Here is a 21,326-nt window from a genome sequence, read left to right as displayed (position 1 = left end):
GTGCTAGTAGAATACCGTAAGCACGTTGCCGAGCGTGCCGCCCAGGGGATCGTACCTAAGCCGTTAGATGCTTCCCAGATGGCCGCGCTGGTTGAACTGCTGAAAAACCCGCCAGCGGGTGAAGAAGAATTCCTGACCGATCTGTTGGTCAACCGTGTCCCACCCGGCGTTGATGAAGCCGCCTACGTTAAAGCGGGTTTCCTTGCCGCGGTGGCTAAAGGCGAAACGACCTCTCCTCTGGTATCCCCCGAAAAAGCGATTGAACTGCTGGGCACCATGCAAGGCGGTTACAACATTCATCCGCTGATTGACGCGCTGGACGACGCGAAGCTGGCGCCGATTGCCGCCAAAGCGCTGTCGCACACGCTGCTGATGTTCGACAACTTCTACGACGTTGAAGAAAAAGCGAAAGCGGGCAATACCCATGCGCAACAGGTCATGCAGTCCTGGGCGAATGCCGAGTGGTATCTGTCACGTCCCGAGCTGGCAGAAAAAATTACCGTCACCGTGTTCAAAGTGACCGGCGAAACCAACACCGACGACCTCTCTCCGGCGCCGGATGCATGGTCTCGTCCGGATATTCCACTGCACGCGCTGGCAATGCTGAAAAACGCCCGTGAAGGCATCAATCCGGATGAGCCAGGCAACGTCGGCCCGATCAAACAGATTGAAGCGCTGCAGGCCAAAGGCTATCCGCTGGCTTACGTCGGCGACGTCGTCGGCACCGGCTCTTCCCGTAAATCAGCGACTAACTCCGTACTCTGGTTCATGGGCGACGATATTCCGAACGTCCCGAACAAAAAGGGCGGCGGTCTGGTGCTGGGCAGCAAAATCGCGCCAATCTTCTTCAACACCATGGAAGATGCGGGCGCGCTGCCAATCGAAGTTGACGTCGGCGAGCTGAACATGGGCGACGTGATTGACGTCTACCCGTACAAAGGCGAAGTGCGCAATCACGAAACCGGCGAACTGCTGGCCAGCTTTACGCTGAAAACCGACGTACTGATCGACGAAGTACGCGCCGGCGGCCGTATTCCGCTGATTATCGGCCGCGGCCTCACCAGCAAAGCGCGCGAATCGCTGGGCCTGCCGCACAGCGACGTCTTCCGTCAGGCGAAAGACGTGGCGGAAAGTACGCGCGGCTACTCGCTGGCGCAGAAAATGGTCGGCCGCGCCTGCGGCGTTGATGGCGTTCGTCCCGGCGCTTACTGCGAACCGAAGATGACCTCGGTAGGTTCTCAGGACACCACTGGACCGATGACGCGCGACGAGCTGAAAGATCTGGCGTGCCTCGGCTTCTCCGCCGACCTGGTAATGCAGTCGTTCTGCCACACCGCCGCCTATCCGAAGCCAGTCGACGTCAATACGCACCACACGCTGCCAGACTTCATCATGAACCGCGGCGGCGTCTCGCTGCGTCCGGGAGACGGCGTGATCCACTCATGGCTGAACCGCATGCTGCTGCCGGATACCGTTGGCACCGGCGGCGACTCGCATACTCGCTTCCCGATCGGCATCTCCTTCCCGGCCGGTTCTGGCCTGGTGGCCTTTGCCGCCGCGACCGGCGTGATGCCGCTCGATATGCCTGAATCCGTGCTGGTGCGCTTTAAAGGCAAAATGCAGCCGGGCATCACCCTGCGCGATCTGGTGCACGCTATTCCGCTGTACGCCATCAAACAGGGTTTGCTGACCGTTGAGAAGAAAGGCAAAAAGAATATCTTCTCTGGCCGCATCCTGGAGATCGAAGGTCTGCCGGATCTGAAAGTCGAGCAGGCGTTCGAACTGACCGACGCCTCGGCCGAGCGTTCAGCGGCGGGCTGTACCATCAAGCTGGATAAAGCGCCGATCATCGAATACCTCAGCTCCAACATCGTGCTGCTGAAGTGGATGATCGCGGAAGGTTATGGCGATCGCCGTACGCTGGAGCGCCGTATCCAGGGCATGGAAAAATGGCTGGCAGATCCGCAGCTGCTAGAAGCGGACGCCGACGCCGAATACGCGGCGGTGATCGAGATCGATCTGGCCGATATCAAAGAGCCGATCCTGTGCGCGCCGAACGATCCGGATGACGCGCGACTGCTCTCTGACGTGCAGGGCGAGAAGATCGACGAAGTGTTTATCGGTTCGTGCATGACCAACATCGGCCACTTCCGCGCGGCAGGTAAACTGCTCGACAGCCATAAAGGCCAGCTGCCGACCCGCCTCTGGGTGGCGCCGCCGACCAAGATGGATGCGGCTCAGCTGACCGAAGAGGGCTACTACAGCGTATTCGGCAAGAGCGGCGCGCGTATTGAAATCCCGGGCTGCTCGCTCTGCATGGGTAACCAGGCGCGCGTGCAGGACGGCGCGACGGTGGTCTCCACCTCGACGCGTAACTTCCCTAACCGTCTCGGTACCGGCGCCAACGTCTACCTGGCATCGGCTGAACTGGCCGCGGTCTCTTCGCTGCTCGGCAAACTGCCGACGCCGGATGAGTACCAGCAGTTCATGGCGCAGGTGGATAAAACCGCCAGCGACACCTACCGCTACCTCAACTTTGACCAGCTGGATCAGTACACCGATAAAGCGGACAATGTGATTTTCCAGACTGCGGTCTGAGTGACTGACTAAAAACCAAAGGGGCGATAATCGCCCCTTTTTCTTTTGGCTTTTCCCCGCAATAATGTCGCCCCGATCTCACTTTAGCGTTGATGATGCGCACACACTATTTTGGTGCGGATTCACTCGCGTCATTAACCAAAGGGTTAGCCCATGGAATACGAATTTTTACGCGATCTCACCGGGCAGGTGAAAGTACGCATGTCGATGGATCACGAAGCGGTGGGCCACTGGTTCAACGAGGAAGTGAAGGAAAATCTGGCGCTGCTGGACGAGGTTGAAGCTGCGATGCGCGGCATCAAGGGCAGCGAGCGCCAGTGGCAGCGCATCGGCCACGAATATACGCTGTGGATGGACGATGAAGAGATCATGATCCGCGCGAACCATCTCGCCTTAGAGGATGACGGGCTGGAAGAGGGCATGAACTACTACGACGAAGAGAGCCTGTCGTTCTGCGGCGTGGAGGATTTTCTCGCCGTGATGAACGCCTACCGTCAGTTTTTACAGGGACGCTGAGTCAGCGCGGCCATTCCCAGGGATTAAGCAGCTGCGCGCCCATGCCGGTAAAATCCTTCACGTTGCGCGTGACCAGCACCATATCGTGCTGCCAGGCGATGGCGGCAATAATGGCGTCGTTCGCGGCACGTTTATCCGGCACGTGCAGCCGGGCGCAATAGCGCGCCGCTTCTGTTTCAAAAGGCAGAATGCGATCGCTGAACTCTGTCAGCACCGCCGTTTCAAACCACTCTCGCAGGCGGGCAGCCTGAGCAAGCTCGCGACGCGCCACCTGAGCAATGCCTTTCTCTATCTCCATAATGGCGATCGCCGAGATAAACAGATCGCCCGCATCGACGCTATCGGTCCACGCAGAGACGGCAGGATCGATCGCGCGCGTGCGCGCCTTGCGCAGCTCGGAAATTACGTTGGTATCCAGCAAATATCTCATGACAAATCGACGTCCCTGAAGCCGATGTCGCCGCGTTCCGGCGCAAAGTCGATCGCCGCCACATCGGGCATCGCCAGCGCGTCCTGAATATTGCGACGCGTGCCAGTCAGTTTTTTATATGCCTCGAACGTCAGTAAAACGTGGGCGGGTTTGCCGCGATCGGTAATGTAGACCGGGCCTTCCTCTGCCGCTTTTTTCGCGTTCGACACCTGCTGGTTAAACTCTCTGCTCGACAGCGTGAAGATTTTCATCGCGCGCCTCCTGCTTTGTAGTGACGTTGCTACATTTTAACCGGGTCGAGCCTTTTTTCAACTACCAGCAGAGCGAATATACCGCTGACAGGCTGAGCTAACGACTTTGCGGTTTAAGCTTTGCGTAGCGGCACGCAAAAGGGCAAGCTCTGTGGAACCCTACATTAAGGACAATCATGATGTTTTCAGTGACAAAACTTCTTGCCGCTTCGCTGCTGTTCAGCGCCGCGCTCGCTCAGGCTTCGATAAACGATGAGGGGCTGGCGGCCGTTGCGCAGCAGGAAGAGCAGGCGCTTAAGGCGCGTATCGGCATTGCCGTCATCGATACCGGCGCGGAAAGCGTCGCCAGCTATCGCGGCAACGAGCGCTTTCCCCTTAACAGCACGCATAAAGCGCTGCTGTGCGGCGCGCTGCTCAGCGCGCAGGATCAAGGCAAACTGCGGCTTACGGAGCGCACGCAGTTCGATCGCGCCGCGCTGGTCACCTATTCGCCGGTAACCGAAAAGTTTGTCGCGCCCGCCGGGATGAGCTGGGGGCAACTCTGCGAGGCGGCTATCGGCTACAGCGATAATACCGCGGCGAATCTGCTGGCGAAAAAACTGGGGGGGGCCAGAGGCGGTGACGCGTTTTTTCGCCGATCTGGGCGACAAGGCCACACGGCTCGACCGCTTCGAGCCTGAGCTAAACAGCGCCGTACCGGGCGATATGCGCGATACCACCACGCCGCTGGCCGTCAGCGAGACGCTGCAAAAGCTGACGCTGGGAACGGCGCTGACGCCCGCTTCTCGCGCGCAGCTGCTGCAGTGGATGCGCGACGACAAAGTGGCGAATGCGCTGTTGCGTTCTGTTTTACCGGCTGGCTGGTCTATCGCTGATAAAACCGGCGCAGGAGAGTATGGCTCGCGATCGATTATCAGCGTGGTATCGCCGGAAAACGGTAAGCCGCTGATTATCGCTATCTATATTACGCAAACAGAGGCGACGCTTGCGCAGAGTAATGCGGCAATCGCCCGCATCGGCAAGACGATTTTCGCCGCCGCGCGCTAGCCGGAAAAATAAAAAGGCGCCTCACCATCAGCGCCTTTTTACTCGCGCCTGTCAGACGCCGCTGGCGACCGCCTGCGGCTCCTGCGCCTTCTCTTCATCGACAATCGGCTCAACCTTGCCCATCAGGAACAGATAGTTGAGGATGCCGATCACCACCAGCACGGCGGAGAAGACCAGCGCCCAGGTAAAGTTGCCGGTGGCGCCGACAATGGCGCCGGTAATAATCGGGCCGACCGCGCCGCCCATATTCGACACCGTGTTCTGTAGCCCGGCGACAATAGAGACGCTGTTCTTCGGCGCGACATCGCCCGGCAATGCCCAGACCTGCGAGGCGGCGACGGTGGTGCCCGATTTAGCGATACAGAGCAGCAGCACCGTCATAAATACCGATTCGGTAAAGGGCGCGAAACCGATACAGAGCGCCATCAGCAGGCCAATGGTCAGGAAGAGCTTGCGCGTGGCGGTCAGCGACAGCACCTTTTTATGCACCATGCGATCCGACGCCCAGCCCGCCAGCACCTCGATCACCATGCCGCAGATCAGCGGCAGCGCGGCGACGAAACCCATCTTCAGAAAGTCCATGCCCTTGTCTTTTACCAGGTAGGTCGGCAGCCAGGTAATAAAAAAGTAGGAGGTGTAGTTGATGGTGAAAAAGCCGATGCACATTGCCCAGATATTGCGGTAGCGCAGCAGCCTGTACCACTTCATCGGACGTACGCCTTTCTCGCCGTGCTTCTGCGCCTGGCCGTCGCGGATCAGCCGCACTTCGTTCTGATCGATCTTTTTATGATCTTCCGGATTCTCGGCGTAGATAAAATACCAGGCGATCACCCAGAACAGGCCGATGGCGCCGATAACCAGGAAAGTGATGCGCCAGTCCACCATGGCGATCATCCAGACGATCAGCGGCATCGCCACCGCGCCGCCAAACTTCGAGGCGCTGTCGAACAGCCCCGATACGGTGGCGCGCTCGCGATCCGGGAACCAGCGCGCGGCAATGCCTGCGTTGCTGGGATAGGCGGCCGCTTCGCCGACGCCCAGCGCCAGGCGCAGTGCCAGCAGCGATTTAAAGCCGGTCGCCAGTCCCATCGCCATGGTGGCGATCGACCACCAGCCGACCGCGATGCCGAGCCCTTTTTTCTGACCGAAGCGATCGGCGAACCAGCCCGCCGGGATTTGCAGCAGCGCATAGGACCAGAAGAAGGCGGCCATAATCAGGCCCATCATCTCCGGGTTGATCTCCAGCTCGGTGATCAGATGCGGCGCGGCGGCGGAGAGCACCGTCCGGTCAATATAGTTAATGGCGACTGCCAGCCACATCAGGCCAGCGATCCACCAGCGAATTTTGGTCGAGCGCAGCGTAGGGTTCATCATTATTTTCCACTCGAATCAGGTTGCAGGCGAGGGCGGCGCTTATGCCAGCCCGTTCATGACGTTTACCGGCCGCTCGCCCTGACGGACGCACTGCACAATCTGCGCCACGCAGCGTTCGCCGATGGCGCTGATGGCGCCGTCGGTGTAGCCGGCGATATGCGACGTCGGGATAAAATTCGGCAGGCTAAACAGCGGATGCGAGGTCAGCGGTTCCTGGATAAAAACGTCGGCCGCCGCACCGGCAATCACGTTGTCCTGTAGCGCATGGAAGAGATCCTCTTCATTCACGACGCCGCCGCGCGAGACGTTAATCAGGAAGGCGCGCTTCTTCATGCGACGCAGGCGCGCGCCGTCGAACAGATTGCGCGTCTCGTCGGTCAGCGGCGTATGCAGCGTAATGAAATCGCTCTCTTCGGTGAGCTGGTCGAGGCTGACAAAAGTGACGCCGTGCTCGGCGGCAAAGGCCTCGTCAGGATAGAAATCAAAGGCGATAACGCGCATGTTGAAGCCTTTCGCGCGCAGCGCCACCTGCTTGCCAATATTACCCAGGCCGACAATACCCAGCGTTTTGCCGTAGACGTCGGTGGCGAAGATACGCGGCCAGCCGCCCGCGCGCGTTTCCGTCACTGCCTGGGTCACCTGGCGCGCGGCGTTGAGGATCAGCGCAAAGGCGAAGTCGGCGACGGCGTGCTTGTTGGCGTCCGGTACGTTGGTGACGTAGATGCCGCGCGCGCGCGTGGCGTCGAGATCGATATTATCGACGCCGACGCCGTGCTTGCAGACGATCTTCAGCTGCGGCGCCTGCGCCAGCAGCGCCTCGTTTACCTCGGTAAAGGCGACAATCATCGCCACGGTCTCTGGCAGATGCGGCGCCAGCGCTTCAGGCGTCGCGTCGGCGGGCAGGGTCACCAGCTCAAAGCCGTGCTGTTTCAGGGTATCGATCGGCGTCGTGTCATATTTAGCGAACGACGGCGAGGTGCAGATTATTTTCATCGCGTTTCCCGGTGTGTAAGTCGAACTGGCAAGGGCAGCAACGGCTGCCCTGACGGCCGTTACTTCAGATACTGATTGACGACCTGACGGATTTTTTGCTCTTCGTCGGCGCTGAATCGCACCGCATAACGGCTGTCGCCGACGTCGTAGCCCAGCAGCGAAACCGCTTTTTTTACCGCCGCTGGCGAAAAGCCGATGCTGTAGAGATCGGTGCGCAGGCCGGTAACGTTCTCCTGCGCCGCGCGCGACCCCTCGATATCACCTGCGTTGAAGCGCGCCCAGATGGCGTTGATCTCTTTTGGCGCGGCGTTGGCCAGGCCGGAGATACAGGCGGAGCAGCCGTCGACGAAGCCCTGATGGATCAGCGAGTCCGGCCCGTTGAGGACGTCGAAGTTATCGATGCCTTCCGCCGCCTTGATAAAGCCGCTCAGGCTTTCATAGCTGCCCGCCGAGTCTTTGATGCCGATAATGTTGGGGTGAGACGCCAGGGTACGTACGGTTTCCGGCTGCAGCGTGTTGCCGGTTCGTGCCGGAATGTTGTAGAGAAACAGCGGCACGTCGAGCGCGTCAGCCACTGTCTGATAGTGATAGATCAGCTCGTCCTGCTTAAGCGGCACGAAGTAGGGCGTTATCACCGATACCGCATCCACCCCGAGCTTCGCAATCTGCCTGCCGAGACGGATAGTTTCGCGTGTTGAAATTTCGCCAATATGCGCGACAACCGGCGCGCGACCGTTCACTTCATCAACGCAGGTTTCGGTAACTGCGATCTTTTCCTGCTCGTTGAGCACAAAGAACTCGCCGTTGGTGCCGCCGCAGAAGATGCCGTTGCCCGCATCCAGCTGGCGTTTTACCTGTTCGCGCTGGGCTTCAGGGTTATAGGCGCCTTCCCGATCGAAACAGGTGACGATAGCGGTCAATACGCCGGTAATTTTCTGGCTCATACAATCCTCTTTATTCCTGATGTGAAGGAAACAGCGTCAGGTAGACGTCGCGAACGTCATGCGCGCTGACGGCAGCGGGCACGTTCTTCATCAGACGCTGCACGTCGAGCGCCGCTTCCACTAAATAGGGCAGGTGATCCGGGCCGATGCCAAGCTCTTCAAGGCTGGCAGGCAGCTGCAAACGTTTAACCAGCGCGGTGAAATAAGCCACCAGCGCGTGCGATTTGCTCTCGTTATCCAGCGAGGTATCCGCATCCGGCAGCAGATCGTAGGCCTGAGCGAATTTGTTCACCGCGGCCGGCCGCACAAAGGCCATGCAGGGCGCCAGCAAAATGGCGTTGGCGACGCCGTGCGGCAGATGGTATTTGCCGCCCAGCGGATAGGACATGGCGTGCACCAGATGCGTGCCTGCATGGGCGATCGCCGCGCCGCCGTAATAAGAGGCCCACAGCATATCCAGCCGCGCCTGCAGGTTGTGCGGCTCGGCAACGGCGGTTTCGAGGCTGGCGAACAGCTTTTTCATGCCGATCAGCGCGTAGTTGTCGCTTACCGGGTTCGACACCGTGGCGGTGAAGCATTCAATCAGATGACAAAGCGCGTCGATGCCGGTCGAAGAGGCGATATGCGGCGGCATGCTGGTGGTCAGCTCCGGCACCAGCGCCACAAAATCGGGCAGCATCACCGGCGAGATAATGCCGACTTTGGTTTCGCGCTCCGGGATCGCCAGAATGGCGTTCGGCGTCGCTTCCGAGCCGGTACCTGCGGTGGTCGGGATCAGCAGCGAGGTGGTGCGCGCGGTCGGCTTTTCGCCCGCCAGCAGCGCCTCCAGCGACGGGGCATTGTCGACGCACAGCACCGACAGCAGCTTGGCGACGTCCAGCACGCTGCCGCCGCCGACGCCGATCACCAGATCCACATCGCGCGTAGGCAGCGCCGCCAGCACCGCGGCGACGTCGTGCTGGCTCGGCTCCGGCGGCACGCTGTTAATCACGCTGACGCTGGCGATATGCTGTTTCAGCTGAGCGATAAGCGCCTGCACCGCCGGAATGGTTTCAATATTTTTGTCCGTCACCAGCAGCGCGCTGGCTTTTCCTTTCAGCAGATAGCTAATGTCGTTCAGCGCCTGGAAGCCGCTAATTACCGTGCTGTTGATATTCATCTCATACCCTTATTACTACGAAGCTGGAGCGAATGATTAGGTTTGCTCATAGTGGTGCGATTTCTGTCACTTACTGTGGGTCAATTTATAGGACATATCGATTTCGATTAATTTGATCTTGCTCACATATAATCAATCATGATTGAATATAATCATTCACAGCGGCATACCGCCGAATCAGGAGAGAAGATGACGCAGAGGTCATGGAAAACGCCAGTGCTGGTGATAGCCGATGACTTTACCGGCGCGAACGACGCAGGTAGCGGACTGGCGCAGGCGGGTGCTCGCGTGCATGTCCTGTTCAGCAGCGAGACGCCGCTGGATAGCGCCGCTGCCGACGTCTGGGTGATCAGCACTGACAGCCGCGCCGTCAGCCCCGCAGAGGCAGAGGCGCGTACCGAAGCGGTGGTGCGTCAACATCAGGCTTTTATCGCCCAGGGCTGGCTGTTTAAAAAGATCGACTCCACGCTGCGCGGCAATATCGGCGCCGAAGTGCGCGCCGCGCTGGCCGCCAGCGGCAAAAAGCGGGCGCTGATCGTGCCCGCCGTCCCTCGGCTGGGCCGCGTCACGCGCCGCGGCGAAGTGCTGGTGAACGGCGTGTCGCTGACCGAGACCGAATACGCCAGCGATCCGAAAACGCCGGTGATCAGCGCGCGGGTATTAACGCAGCTCGGGATCGCAGGCAGCGAGATCGATCTCGCCGCGCTGCGCAGCGATCGTTTTGCCACGCTGCTGGCGGAGCAGCAGGGCGCGGTGGTGATCGATGCGGAAAGCGAGAGCGACATCGCGCTTATCCTGGCCGCCGCCGCGCAGCTTGACGAAACGCCGCTGCTGGTCGGCGCGGCCGGACTAAGCGACGCGCTCGGCGCACAGCTGGCGGCACGCAACTCCGCGCCGGTACTGGCCGTTATCGGCTCGATGAGCGCCAGCGCCCAGCAGCAGATTGCGCGGCTGGCGGCGCAGCGAGATATCGCGCTGGTGGATATCGATATCCGCCAGCTGTTTGAACGCCCTTGCTGGCCGAGTAGCGCGCAGTGGACAGAGCAGGCGCTCGCCGCGCTGCGCAATGGCCAGCATACGGTGATCCGCACCTGCCAGTGCGCCGATCAGCGCCATGAGATCGACGCGCTATGTCAACAGCAGCAGATCACGCGCCAACAGCTTGGCGAGGCGATTTGCCAGTTTCTGGGCGAACTGACCCTGAGGCTTTGCCGCGCGCAGCGCCCGGCCGGGCTCTATCTCTCCGGCGGTGACGTGGCGATTGCGGTCGCGCAGGCGCTGGGCGCCAGCGGCTTTCAGATTCAGGGCATCGTGGCGGGCTGCGTGCCGCACGGCGTCCTGCTTAACAGTGAATTTACCCTGCCGGTGATGACCAAAGCGGGCGGTTTTGGCGACGAAAACACCCTGGTAGCAGCCATTCGTTTTATTGAGGAGAAGTCGAGTGAGTAAAATTATTGCGGTGACCATGGGCGATCCGGCGGGCATCAGCCCGGAGATCATCATCAAAGCGCTGGCGGAAGGCGACCTTAACGGCGCGCCGGCGGTGGTGGTGGGATGCGCGGCGACATTGCGCCGCATCCTTGCCCTGAATATTACGCCGCAGGTCGAGCTGCGCGTGCTGGATAGCGTAAAAGAGGCGCACTTCGCGCCAGGTATCGTCAATGTTATCGACGAGCCGCTGGCCGATCCGGAAGCGCTCAAGCCAGGCGTGGTGCAGAAGCAGGCGGGCGATCTCGCCTGGCGCTGCGTGAAGCGCGCCACCGAGCTGGCGCTGGCGGGGGACGTTCAGGCTATCGCCACCGCGCCGCTGAACAAAGAGGCGCTGCACTCGGCGGGTCATCTCTATCCGGGCCATACCGAGCTGCTGGCGCATCTGACCGATACCAAAGATTACGCGATGGTGCTCTATACCGATAAGCTGAAGGTGATACACGTTACGACGCATATCGCGCTGCGCAAGTTTCTCGACACCCTGAACCGCTCGCGCATTGAGACAGTAATTGGCATGGCGGACACCTTCCTGCGCCGCGTCGGCTTTGAGAAGCCGCGTATTGCGGTAGCGGGCGTTAATCCGCACGCCGGAGAAAACGGCCTGTTCGGCGACGAGGAGATCACTACCGTCGCGCCTGCGGTGAAGGCGATGCAGGCGCAGGGCATTGAGGTTTTCGGCCCCTGTCCGCCGGATACGGTGTTCCTGCAGTGTCAGGAAGGGCAGTATGACATCGTGGTGGCGATGTATCACGATCAGGGGCATATCCCGCTGAAACTGCTGGGCTTTTACGACGGCGTCAATATCACTGCCGGTTTGCCGTTTATCCGCACCTCTGCGGACCACGGCACCGCTTTTGATATCGCATGGACAGGTAAAGCGAAGTCTGAGAGCATGGCGATCTCCATTAAACTCGCGATGCAGCTAGCATAGGGAAATATGAAGGGACAAAGTCGCCTTGACCAGATTATGGACTATCTGAAAAGCCATAATCTGGTGACTGTTGATCAGCTGGTGAGCGCCATTTCCGCCTCGCCAGCAACCATTCGACGTGATTTGATTAAGCTGGATAAAGAAGGGGTGATTAGCCGCAGTCACGGCGGCGTCACGCTGAACCGTTTTATTCCGGCGCAGCCCACCACGCTGGAGAAGATGCAGCGTAACCTGGCGGAGAAGCAGGCTATCGCCCATCACGCCGCCACCTTCGTACAGTCGGGCGACGCGGTAGTGCTGGATGCCGGCACCACCATGCTGGAGCTGGCGCGTCAGTTGACTCATTTACCGCTGCGCGTCATTACCGCCGATCTGCATATCGCGCTGTTTCTCTCGGAATTCAAACAGATTGAAGTGACCATTATCGGCGGCCGCATCGACGACTCGAGCCAGTCGTGCGTCGGCGAGCACGGGCGCCGCCTGTTGCGCAGTATCAATCCCGATATCGCTTTCGTCAGCTGCAACTCCTGGAGTCTGGAGCGCGGTATCACCACGCCGACGGAAGAGAAGGCCGGGCTGAAGCGCGATCTGCTGGCGAATGCGCGCCGCCGCATCCTGCTGGCGGACAGCAGCAAATATGGCTCCTGGTCGCTGTTCTGCGCCGCGCCAGTGGATGAGCTGACCGATGTGGTGACCGACAGCCGGTTAGACGAAGACGTCTGCCGCACGCTGCGCGAGCGCGGCATTGCGCTGGCGCTGACGGCTTAATATTGCTGGCAATTTAACTGGCACGCGCCGTATCCGCTCTTTACTTGCTGGAATAAGAGTGAAGGGCGGGGGACACTGCGCGCGCTTATTAGGGATGAGCGTTATCAAGCGCTGTACGGATAAGTGCGCTACTGCTGTTTGTTGTGAGAGTAAAGAGCATTTCCCACCTCAGGTTTGATTTTTGAGTGCTTCTCTAAACCCTTTTTTTTGCAGTGCTTTATAACTTATTGAAAAATATGGTGAATTTTCGCATGCTAAATAAAGGGGTTAAAGCCGCGTAAATGCGGTTTTTTGCTGGGATATGAATAGGTTAGTTTGGTAAAGTAACAGTTCACTGCCGTACAGGCAGCTTAGAAACGAAAGGCTTTCCGCGCGACAAAATTGTCGATGTTCACTGCCGTACAGGCAGCTTAGAAATAAATCTTGGTCGAGATTTAGCTGAGCAATATGTTCACTGCCGTACAGGCAGCTTAGAAATGGAAGGTTATCGGGACGTCACGACGACGGCAGTTCACTGCCGTACAGGCAGCTTTAAAACGAAATAGCTGACCTCGGTGCGCCGCTGCTGGGTTTACTGCCGTACAGGTAGCTTAAAAAATCAGCCCCTAACCGACGGGTCCGAAACCCCTGTGCACTGCCGTACAGGCAGCCTCAATCCTGCCCGCAGCCCCTATAAAACTAAAACCCCAAAGCCAAAAAAGCGCGCGCCTGCCGTCATTGCCAGGCATCGCGCGCCTAATCATTAAAACGTCTTTAATCCCACCGCCGGAATATTGCGGCCGTAGTAAATCTCGCGCATCTCCTTCCACAGCAGGTCGGTAATGCGCTTATGTTCCGCCGGGCTGAGATCTTCAGGACGGGTATTGAACAGGTAGTGCTTCAGGTCGAACTCTTTCAGCAACATTTTGGTGTGAAAGATATTTTCCTGATAAACGTTCACATCCACCATGTCATACATCGCCTTCATATCTTCCGACATAAAGTTCTGGATCGAGTTGATCTCATGGTCGATAAAATGTTTCACGCCGTTCACGTCGCGGGTAAAGCCGCGCACGCGATAGTCGACGGTCACAATATCGGACTCCAGTTGGTGGATCAGGTAGTTCAGCGCCTTCAGCGGGGAAATCACGCCGCAGGTTGAAACTTCGATATCCGCGCGGAAGGTGCAAAGACCGCCTTCAGGATGGCTTTCCGGATAGGTGTGCACGCAGATATGGCTCTTATCCAGGTGCGCCACCACGGAGTTAGGCAGCGGACCGGGATGTTCCGAATTATCGATATCTTTTGGATCGATCGGCTCTTCGCTCACCAGAATGGTGACGCTGGCGCCCTGTGGTTCATAATCCTGGCGCGCGATATTCAGCACGTTGGCGCCGATGATCGAGCAGGTTTCCGTCAGGATCTCGGTCAGACGAGTGGCATTGTACTGCTCGTCGATATAGGCGATATAGCCATCGCGTTCGGCTTCAGTATTCGCATAACAAATATCGTAAATACAAAAACTCAGGCTTTTGGTCAGGTTGTTGAAGCCATGCAGTTTAAGCTTTTGCAATTTGGTTCACCTCCTTATAAAGGGCGTTCAGCAGGTACTGCGGCAGCGCGAAACTACCGACATGGATCGCTGGATTGTAGTAGCGGCACGGCAGGCCAGCCTCAGCGAAACGCGCCTGCAGCGTGGCGAGATCGAGCTGACGCAGCGTCGAATTATCGCTCGCCCAGGCGAAGGTCATAATGCCGCCGTAGTATGTCGGTATCGCCGCCTGATAAAAACTGACGTCGGCGAAATAGTGGCTCAGTTTACGATGGCTGTTGATCGCCTCTTCCTGCTGCAGAAAGCAGACGCCGTTCTGCGCCACGAAAATCCCGCCGGGATTGAGAGCGTTTTTACAGCCCGCGTAAAATTCCGAGGTGAACAGGCTCTCGCCCGGACCGACAGGATCGGTGCAGTCGGAGATGATCACGTCGAATTTTTCCTGCGTCTGGTTGACGAAGTTTACGCCGTCGTCGATCACCAGATTGAGACGCGGATCCTGATAAGCGCCCTGGCTGTGATTAGGGAGATATTGCTGGCAGAAGGTTACGACGCCGGCGTCAATCTCCACCATCGTGATGCTTTCCAGCTGCTGATGACGCGCTACCTCGCGCAGCATCGCGCCGTCGCCGCCGCCGATAATCAGCACGCGCTTCGCCGCGCCGTGCGCCAGCAGCGGCACGTGCGTCATCATTTCGTGATAGATGAATTCGTCGCGCTCGGTGGTCTGCACCACGCCGTCCAGCGCCATTACGCGGCCCATCTGCGCGTTTTCGAAGATGATCAAATCCTGATGCGCGGTCTTTTCCCGGTACAGCTCTTTGTCGACCGTGAAATATTGTCCGAAACCGGCATGAAGGGTTTCATACCACATTTCTTTTTGCGCCATGGAGGGCTCCTCTCTGATGACTTCGCCATGAAAAAGAGCGACACATCATAACCAGGAGTGACCGTGCATGCACGGTCGAATGATCGGCGAAGAGGCGGGCTTACGGCTTATTTAACGTAGGCGAGCAGGCTGAGAGAATCGCGCGCCAGCGACTTACACTTCTTGTCGTTGGTAATGGCGATGCCGCTCAGATCTTTGTAGCTCGCTTCGCCAAGCGCCTTCATATTGTAGGCAGCGTAATTACTCAAATCCCAGCGGTTCTGCTGGGCGAAAAACACCAGAGCTTTGCGGATTTGCGCATCAGGCAGATCCTGATAGCCGCAATCATTTTTCAGATAAACGAATACCGCGGTGAGATCGGCCAGATCTTCTGCTTCGGATTCGCTCAGAGCGAAACTGGTGGAGGAGAAGCCAAGGAGTCCTGACAGCAACAGGATCTTGATGCTTTTCTTCATAGTGGTTCTCATTCATTAATCATCATGTGACGATAGCACAGTGCCTGGCAGGATTCCGATTATTTTGCCGCTGGACGCCGGCTTGAGCACTTTTTTCAGGCGTTTCCGCTATCAAGAGCTTGACCCTCCCGCAGGGGAAGGGTTTAGGCTGTGATCCCCTTATCACACGGATGAATAAGCTATGCATCGTCGCCACTTTCTTAAGCTGACCGCCGCGCTGAGCGCAGCCGGGGCGCTGCCGCTCTGGAGTCGATCCCTGATGGCGGTCAGCCGCCCGCTGCTGCCGGTTCCTTCAAGGCTGGAGCCCGATCCACGTGGCCAGATCCAGATCACCGCCATGACCGGCACCAGCCAGTGGCAGGGCAAGGATGTGCCGACGTGGGGCTACAACGGCGCGCTGCTGGGGCCGGCCATCGTGCTGCGTCGCGGCAAACCGACCACGGTCAATATCCTTAACCGGCTGCCGGAAGCGACCACGCTGCACTGGCACGGGCTGGCGATCCCGGGCGACGTCGACGGCGGGCCGATGGCGCGCATCGAACCTGGCGCGGCACGGCAGGTCAGCTTCACGCCGGATCAGCCTGCCGCCACCTGCTGGTTCCATCCGCACCTGCATGGCAAAACCGGCCATCAGGTGGCGCAAGGGCTGGCGGGCCTGATCCTGCTGCAGGACGATGAGACCGACAAGCTGCGTCTGCCGTCGCAGTGGGGCTCGGACGATGTGCCGCTGATTTTCCAGGACAAGCGGCTCACTCAGGACGGCAGCCGCATCGACTACCAGCTCGACATCATGAGCGCCGCGGTAGGCTGGTTCGGCGATATGATGCTGACCAACGGCGTTCAGTATCCGCAGCAGGCGGTGCCGCGCGGCTGGCTGCGCCTGCGCCTGCTGAACGGCTGCAATGCGCGCTCGCTGCATATCGCCGCCAGCGACAACCGACCGCTCTATGTTATCGGCAGCGATGGCGGCCTGCTGGCGGAGCCGGTGAAGGTGGCATCGCTGCCGCTGCTGCCGGGCGAGCGCTTCGAGGTGATGGTCGATACCTCCGACGGCAAAAGCTTCGATATCGTCACGCTGCCGGTTGAGCAGATGGGCATGACGCTGGCGCCGTTCGACCAGCCGCTGCCGCTGGTGCAGATCCTGCCGCTGCGCGTGATGGCGAGCGCGACGCTGCCGGACAGCCTGGTGCAACTGCCGCCCGTGCCCTCGGCGGAAGGCGCTAACGCGCGCTGGCTCCAGCTGATGATGGATCCGCAGCTCGATCAGCAAGGCATGGCGGCGCTGATGCAGCGCTACGGCGATAAAGCGATGGGCAAGGCGGGCGGGCATCACGCCATGCCGGCAGAGAGCGGCGGCGAGGCGATGCAGATGGAAGGACATGATATGTCGATGCATGACGCGCACGGCGATGCATCCAAAGGCTATGACTTCCACAGCGGCAACAAGATCAACGGCCAGGCCTTTAATATGGCGAAGCCGATGTTTAACGTGACGCCCGGCCAGCTGGAAAAATGGACCATCTCCGGCGAAGGCGACAAGATGCTGCATCCTTTCCATATTCACGGCACGCAGTTCCGCATTCTCTCAGAAAACGGCAAGCCGCCTGCGCCGCACCGCCAGGGCTGGAAAGATATGGTCAATGTCGACGGCTGGCGCAGCGAAGTGCTGGTGCGCTTTGACCACCGCGCCGCCGCTGAACACGCCTTTATGGCGCACTGTCATCTGCTGGAGCATGAAGACACCGGCATGATGCTGGGCTTTACAGTCGGCTAATCAGGCTTTCTCGAGCGCCAGGCGAATGTCCTCCACCAGATCGCCGGCGTTCTCAATGCCTATTGAGAGGCGGATCGTGGCGTCGCTGATGCCGATACGCTGCCTGACCGCCTCCGGCACGCCGGAATGGGTAGTACTGCCGGGATGGCTGGCAAGCGACTCGGTGCCGCCCAAGCTCACCGCCTGCTTAAACAGCGCCAGCGCGTTAAGGAAGCGGAATGCGGCGGGCTGTCCGCCGACGATATCGAACGAAAAGGTCGAACCGGCGCCGCTGCACTGCTGGCGGAAGGTGCGGCCTTCGGCGCTGTTCTCGTCGAGGTAGGGCAGCCACTGCAGCTTCGCCACTTTCTCATGGTCGCGCAAAAAGGCGGCCACCGCTTCGGCGTTCTGCCAGGCTTTCTCCATACGCAGCGACAGCGTTTCCAGCGAACGGCCGATCATCCAGCTGGAGTGCGGATCGAGCTGAGTGCCGATGGCGCTGCGTAGCGAGCGTATCTGGGTAATCAGCGCTTTGCTGCCCATCGCCGCGCCGGCGATCAGATCGGAATGGCCGCCGACATATTTGGTCAGCGAGTAGAGCGAGATATCGGCGCCGAAGTGCAGCGGCCGCTGAAACAGCGGGCCGAGCAGCGTATTGTCGCAGGCGACTACCGGACGCGATCCCTGCTGCTGGCCGATCTCGTCGGCGATGCGCGCGATCAGCGCGATGTCCACCAGGCTGTTAGTGGGGTTGGCGGGCGTCTCGATCAGAATCAGCGCGACGCGCCCCAGTCTCAGCGCCTTCTGCGCGGCGGCGCGCACTTTCTCCTCATCGGTGCCGTCGCTGAAGCCGACCGGCTCGATATTCAGGTTGTGCAGCGTTTTACTCAGCAGCGTCTCGGTGCCGCCGTAGAGCGGCTGCGAATGGAGGATCACATCGCCCGGGCGCGCAAAGGTCAGCAGCGTAGTGGAGATGGCCGACATGCCTGACGAGAAGAGGGCGCAGCTCTCTGCTTCCTCATAAATCGCCAGGCGATCTTCGACGATTTCGCTGTTGGGATGGTTAAAGCGCGAATAGACCAGGCCGCCGCTTTTGCCTTCCGGCGGTTGGCGCCGTCCCGACACGTAATCGAAGAAGTCGCGTCCCTCTTCGGCGCTGTTGAAAACAAAGGTCGAGGTCAGAAACACCGGCGGTTTGACCGCGCCTTCCGACAAGCGCGGATCGTAGCCGTAGTTCAGCATCTGGGTTTCAGGATGCAGCTTACGATCGCCAATATGGGTTTTTTTACTGGAGTTGTGGGACATGGGATCTCCTGCTCAGGGCAGATGTAAGGTAACGATATATTGGGCATAAGCTAACATGCAGCGGAATGTTCTGGTAAAGGCCGGTAAGTTCTAAGTTTATATCATCCAGGCACGATGAGGCTGGCGGCGCCTTAGCGCTGCATCTCGCCGCGTCTGGCAAGCTGTGATACTCTCCTGCAAATCGCTACCCGCTCAGGTCTGAGCGGGTTCTCTCTGTTCATCCGCTGCTAGGATGGACGATCCCTTTAAAATCAACGAGAAGTACAGGTTTTGAAACATACTGTTGAAGTGATGATTTCCGAAGAGGCGATCGCAACGCGCATTGCCGAACTGGGTAAAGAGATTTCCGAGCGCTATCGCGACAGCGGCAGCGAGATGGTGCTGGTCGGGCTGCTGCGCGGCTCCTTTATGTTTATGGCCGATCTCTGCCGCGCCGTCGAGGTGCCCCACGAAGTCGACTTTATGACCGCCTCCAGCTACGGCAGCGGCATGTCCAGCTCGCGCGACGTGAAAATCCTCAAAGATCTCGACGAAGATATTCGCGGCAAAGATGTGCTGATTGTCGAAGATATCATCGACTCCGGCAACACGCTGAGCAAGGTGCGTGAGATCCTGCGCCTGCGCGAGCCGAAGTCCCTCGCCATCTGCACGCTGCTGGATAAGCCCGAGCGTCGCGAAGTGGACGTGACGGTGGAATATGTCGGCTTCGCCATTCCTGACGAGTTCGTGGTCGGCTTCGGCATCGACTACGCCCAGCGCTATCGTCATCTGCCCTATATCGGCAAAGTGGTGCCGCTCGAATCCTGAGCCTGACCGCACAATCTTCCAAGGCTGACCGCCTCAGCCTGGTGTAGGCTGTGCTCCGATTCAGGAGTTCAGCCTTCACCTCCGCAAAAAAATGCCCATCCAGGAAGATTTTACGCTCAGGGTGGCTCATCATAAGTAGCAACGTTGCGGCGACATCGCGTCAGCCAGCGGCTCGCTATGTCCATCGCGACACACCGACATTAAAACAGGATATGGATTCGGAATGACTTATGCACTGGAACTTTCCCGGCTGACCAAGACCTATTCCGGCGGCGTACAGGCGCTGAAAGGGATAGATCTTAACGTCGAAGCCGGCGATTTTTATGCGCTGCTGGGACCAAACGGCGCGGGCAAATCGACCACCATCGGGATTATCAGTTCGCTGGTGAACAAATCTGGCGGCAGCGTGCGCGTGTTCGGCTACGACCTGGAAAAAGAGGTGGTCAACGCCAAACGCCAGCTCGGCCTGGTGCCGCAGGAGTTCAACTTCAACCCGTTCGAGACCGTGCTGCAGATCGTGGTGAATCAGGCGGGCTACTACGGCGTTGAGCGCCGCGAGGCGCAGCAGCGCGCAGAGAAGTATCTGACGCAGCTCGATCTTTGGGGCAAGCGCAACGAGCGCGCGCGGATGCTTTCCGGCGGCATGAAGCGTCGTCTGATGATCGCCCGCGCGCTGATGCATGAGCCGAAGCTGCTGATCCTCGACGAACCGACGGCAGGCGTAGATATCGAGCTGCGTCGTTCGATGTGGACCTTCCTGAAAGAGCTGAACGAAAAAGGCACCACCATTATTTTGACCACGCACTATCTGGAAGAGGCAGAGATGCTGTGCCGCAACATCGGCATTATTCAGAGCGGCGAGCTGGTGGAGAACACCTCGATGAAGGGGCTGCTGGCCAAGCTGCAGTCGGAAACCTTTATTCTCGATCTCGCGCCGGGCAGCGCGCTGCCGACGCTGGAAGGGTTCCAGTATCGTCTGGTGGACGCCTCGACGCTGGAGGTCGAAGTGATGCGCGAGCAGGGGCTGAACAGCGTGTTTGGCCAGCTTAGCGCGCAGGGCGTGCAGGTACTGAGCATGCGTAACAAAGCAAACCGCCTGGAAGAGCTGTTTGTCAGCCTGGTGCAGGGCAAAGGAGCGAAAGCATGACACATTTGTACTGGGTAGCGCTGAAGAGTATCTGGGCCAAGGAGATTAACCGTTTCGCGCGCATCTGGATCCAGACGCTGGTGCCGCCGGTGATCACCATGACGCTCTATTTTATTATTTTCGGCAACCTGATCGGCTCGCGCATCGGCGATATGCACGGCTTCAGCTATATGCAGTTTATCGTGCCGGGCCTGATTATGATGGCGGTGATCACCAACGCTTACGCCAACGTCGCCTCGTCGTTCTTCAGCGCCAAGTTTCAGCGCAATATTGAAGAGCTGCTGGTGGCGCCGGTGCCGACGCATATTATTATCGCCGGCTATGTCGGCGGCGGCGTGGCGCGCGGTCTCTGCGTCGGGGTGCTGGTCACGGCGATTTCGCTGTTTTTCGTGCCGTTCCACGTCCACTCCTGGGCGATGGTGGCAGTGACGCTGCTGCTGACGGCGATCCTCTTTTCGCTGGCTGGCCTGCTGAACGCGGTGTTCGCGCGCACCTTCGACGATATCAGCCTGATCCCGACCTTCGTGCTGACGCCGCTGACCTATCTGGGCGGGGTGTTCTATTCGCTGACGCTGCTGCCGCCGTTCTGGCAGGCGGTGTCGAAGCTGAATCCGATTGTTTATATGATCAGCGGCTTCCGCTTCGGCTTCCTCGGCATCAACGATGTGCCGCTGGTGTTTACCCTGTCGGTGCTGATCGCCTTTATCCTGGTGTTTTATATTCTGGTCTACACGCTGATCCAGCGCGGACGCGGCCTGCGCACCTGATAAAAAAAGCAGCCGGATGGCTGCTTTTTTTTCAGACGGCTCAGTAGCCTGACAAGTGGGCGACGTGAACCGAAGAGCAAAGCGTCCCACGCCATGGAAGGCGTGGGCCGAGCAGGCAGTGATGGCGTCTTTTGCGTCTTTGCGATCGGTTCACGCCGCCCACGTCAGAA

At 59.1% G+C, this 21,326-nt stretch carries 19 protein-coding genes, 1 pseudogene and 1 CRISPR repeat array; of the genes and pseudogenes, 10 read left to right on the top strand and 10 right to left on the bottom strand.

Annotation, left to right across the window (positions count from 1 at the left end):
• Together acnB and yacL are read left to right on the top strand one after the other, a co-directional pair.
• Positions 1-2,598 carry a bifunctional aconitate hydratase 2/2-methylisocitrate dehydratase gene (gene acnB / locus PVE98_RS16410; protein WP_096073871.1) on the top strand — a complete coding sequence of 866 codons (2,598 nt, stop codon included), beginning with the start codon at positions 1-3 and terminating at the stop codon, positions 2,596-2,598.
• 153 nt (positions 2,599-2,751) lie between these two features.
• On the top strand, positions 2,752-3,114 hold the full coding sequence (gene yacL, locus PVE98_RS16405) for a protein YacL (RefSeq protein WP_033749520.1): 363 nt from the start codon (positions 2,752-2,754) through the stop codon (positions 3,112-3,114).
• Between the two features lies 1 nt (position 3,115).
• On the opposite strand, the gene PVE98_RS16400 is transcribed toward yacL, so the two are convergent.
• Together PVE98_RS16400 and PVE98_RS16395 are read right to left on the bottom strand one after the other, a co-directional pair.
• Complete coding sequence (locus PVE98_RS16400) at positions 3,116-3,544, bottom strand: type II toxin-antitoxin system VapC family toxin (RefSeq protein WP_033749521.1); 429 nt, start codon at positions 3,542-3,544, stop codon at positions 3,116-3,118.
• Entirely contained in the window at positions 3,541-3,795 is a 255-nt protein-coding gene (locus tag PVE98_RS16395) for a type II toxin-antitoxin system Phd/YefM family antitoxin (protein WP_033749523.1), read from the bottom strand. Before PVE98_RS16395 ends, PVE98_RS16400 begins: the two co-directional genes overlap by 4 nt.
• A gap of 179 nt (positions 3,796-3,974) precedes the next feature.
• Between PVE98_RS16395 and bla the strand changes: the two are divergent.
• Positions 3,975-4,842 (top strand): annotated as a pseudogene (gene bla / locus PVE98_RS16390) (class A beta-lactamase).
• 51 nt (positions 4,843-4,893) lie between these two features.
• Here the strand turns inward: bla and PVE98_RS16385 are convergent.
• From PVE98_RS16385 to PVE98_RS16370, 4 genes are read right to left on the bottom strand one after another with little or no spacing between them, the layout of a single operon-like run.
• Entirely contained in the window at positions 4,894-6,213 is a 1,320-nt protein-coding gene (locus PVE98_RS16385; protein ID WP_033749525.1) for an MFS transporter, read from the bottom strand.
• 42 nt (positions 6,214-6,255) lie between these two features.
• Positions 6,256-7,209: a phosphoglycerate dehydrogenase gene (locus PVE98_RS16380; protein WP_096072588.1), complete on the bottom strand. Its 954-nt coding sequence runs from the start codon at positions 7,207-7,209 to the stop codon at positions 6,256-6,258.
• Positions 7,210-7,268: 59 nt separating this feature from the next.
• Positions 7,269-8,153 carry a dihydrodipicolinate synthase family protein gene (locus PVE98_RS16375; protein ID WP_033749528.1) on the bottom strand — a complete coding sequence of 295 codons (885 nt, stop codon included), beginning with the start codon at positions 8,151-8,153 and terminating at the stop codon, positions 7,269-7,271.
• A gap of 10 nt (positions 8,154-8,163) precedes the next feature.
• The gene (locus PVE98_RS16370) at positions 8,164-9,312 is read right to left on the bottom strand and encodes an iron-containing alcohol dehydrogenase (protein ID WP_033749529.1); all 1,149 of its coding nucleotides are present in this window, start codon (positions 9,310-9,312) and stop codon (positions 8,164-8,166) included.
• A gap of 189 nt (positions 9,313-9,501) precedes the next feature.
• Here PVE98_RS16370 and dtnK point away from each other — a divergent pair, with 189 nt between their 5' ends.
• Genes dtnK through PVE98_RS16355 form a run of 3 tightly spaced genes read left to right on the top strand, consistent with a single transcriptional unit; the run spans position 9,502 to position 12,502 of the window.
• A complete protein-coding gene (gene dtnK / locus PVE98_RS16365) occupies positions 9,502-10,761 on the top strand; it encodes a D-threonate kinase (protein WP_096072589.1) in 1,260 nt (419 codons plus the stop codon).
• Entirely contained in the window at positions 10,754-11,734 is a 981-nt protein-coding gene (locus PVE98_RS16360; protein ID WP_033749531.1) for a D-threonate 4-phosphate dehydrogenase, read from the top strand. Before dtnK ends, PVE98_RS16360 begins: the two co-directional genes overlap by 8 nt.
• 6 nt (positions 11,735-11,740) lie before the next feature.
• Positions 11,741-12,502 carry a DeoR/GlpR family DNA-binding transcription regulator gene (locus tag PVE98_RS16355; protein ID WP_096072590.1) on the top strand — a complete coding sequence of 254 codons (762 nt, stop codon included), beginning with the start codon at positions 11,741-11,743 and terminating at the stop codon, positions 12,500-12,502.
• Between the two features lie 329 nt (positions 12,503-12,831).
• Positions 12,832-13,154: direct repeats of the CRISPR family, unit length 23 nt; unit sequence GTTCACTGCCGTACAGGCAGCTT.
• A gap of 90 nt (positions 13,155-13,244) precedes the next feature.
• On the opposite strand, the gene speD is transcribed toward PVE98_RS16355, so the two are convergent.
• The 3 genes from speD to PVE98_RS16340 all read right to left on the bottom strand — a co-directional run bounded on the left by speD (position 13,245) and on the right by PVE98_RS16340 (position 15,377).
• Complete coding sequence (speD, locus tag PVE98_RS16350) at positions 13,245-14,054, bottom strand: adenosylmethionine decarboxylase (RefSeq protein ID WP_033749534.1); 810 nt, start codon at positions 14,052-14,054, stop codon at positions 13,245-13,247.
• Positions 14,041-14,922 (bottom strand): polyamine aminopropyltransferase, encoded by an 882-nt coding sequence (gene speE / locus PVE98_RS16345; protein WP_096072591.1) that lies wholly within the window; start codon positions 14,920-14,922, stop codon positions 14,041-14,043. Before speE ends, speD begins: the two co-directional genes overlap by 14 nt.
• Before the next feature lie 107 nt (positions 14,923-15,029).
• On the bottom strand, positions 15,030-15,377 hold the full coding sequence (locus tag PVE98_RS16340) for a YacC family pilotin-like protein (RefSeq protein WP_033749537.1): 348 nt from the start codon (positions 15,375-15,377) through the stop codon (positions 15,030-15,032).
• Between the two features lie 181 nt (positions 15,378-15,558).
• On the opposite strand from PVE98_RS16340, the gene cueO reads away from it, so the two are divergent.
• Entirely contained in the window at positions 15,559-17,151 is a 1,593-nt protein-coding gene (cueO, locus tag PVE98_RS16335; protein WP_313620202.1) for a multicopper oxidase CueO, read from the top strand.
• Here cueO and PVE98_RS16330 read toward each other — a convergent pair whose 3' ends face one another.
• Positions 17,152-18,435: a cystathionine gamma-synthase family protein gene (locus PVE98_RS16330; protein WP_096072593.1), complete on the bottom strand. Its 1,284-nt coding sequence runs from the start codon at positions 18,433-18,435 to the stop codon at positions 17,152-17,154. It abuts the gene before it with no gap.
• A gap of 270 nt (positions 18,436-18,705) precedes the next feature.
• On the opposite strand from PVE98_RS16330, the gene hpt reads away from it, so the two are divergent.
• The 3 genes from hpt (at position 18,706) to PVE98_RS16315 (ending at position 21,156) form a co-directional block, all read left to right on the top strand.
• Positions 18,706-19,242, top strand: a complete 537-nt coding sequence (gene hpt, locus PVE98_RS16325; RefSeq protein ID WP_071997496.1) for a hypoxanthine phosphoribosyltransferase — start codon at positions 18,706-18,708, stop codon at positions 19,240-19,242.
• Positions 19,243-19,465: 223 nt separating this feature from the next.
• Positions 19,466-20,389 (top strand): ABC transporter ATP-binding protein, encoded by a 924-nt coding sequence (locus PVE98_RS16320; protein WP_033749543.1) that lies wholly within the window; start codon positions 19,466-19,468, stop codon positions 20,387-20,389.
• Entirely contained in the window at positions 20,386-21,156 is a 771-nt protein-coding gene (locus PVE98_RS16315; protein ID WP_096072594.1) for an ABC transporter permease, read from the top strand. Before PVE98_RS16320 ends, PVE98_RS16315 begins: the two co-directional genes overlap by 4 nt.
• Positions 21,157-21,326: the final 170 nt, after the last annotated feature.

Origin of the sequence: Pantoea sp. GABEPS69 (assembly GCF_045780835.1) — a bacterium.
Lineage (GTDB): Bacteria > Pseudomonadota > Gammaproteobacteria > Enterobacterales > Enterobacteriaceae > Pantoea > Pantoea septica.
Note: the sequence above shows the minus strand (reverse complement) of the source record. Positions and strands in the feature narration are given on the sequence as shown.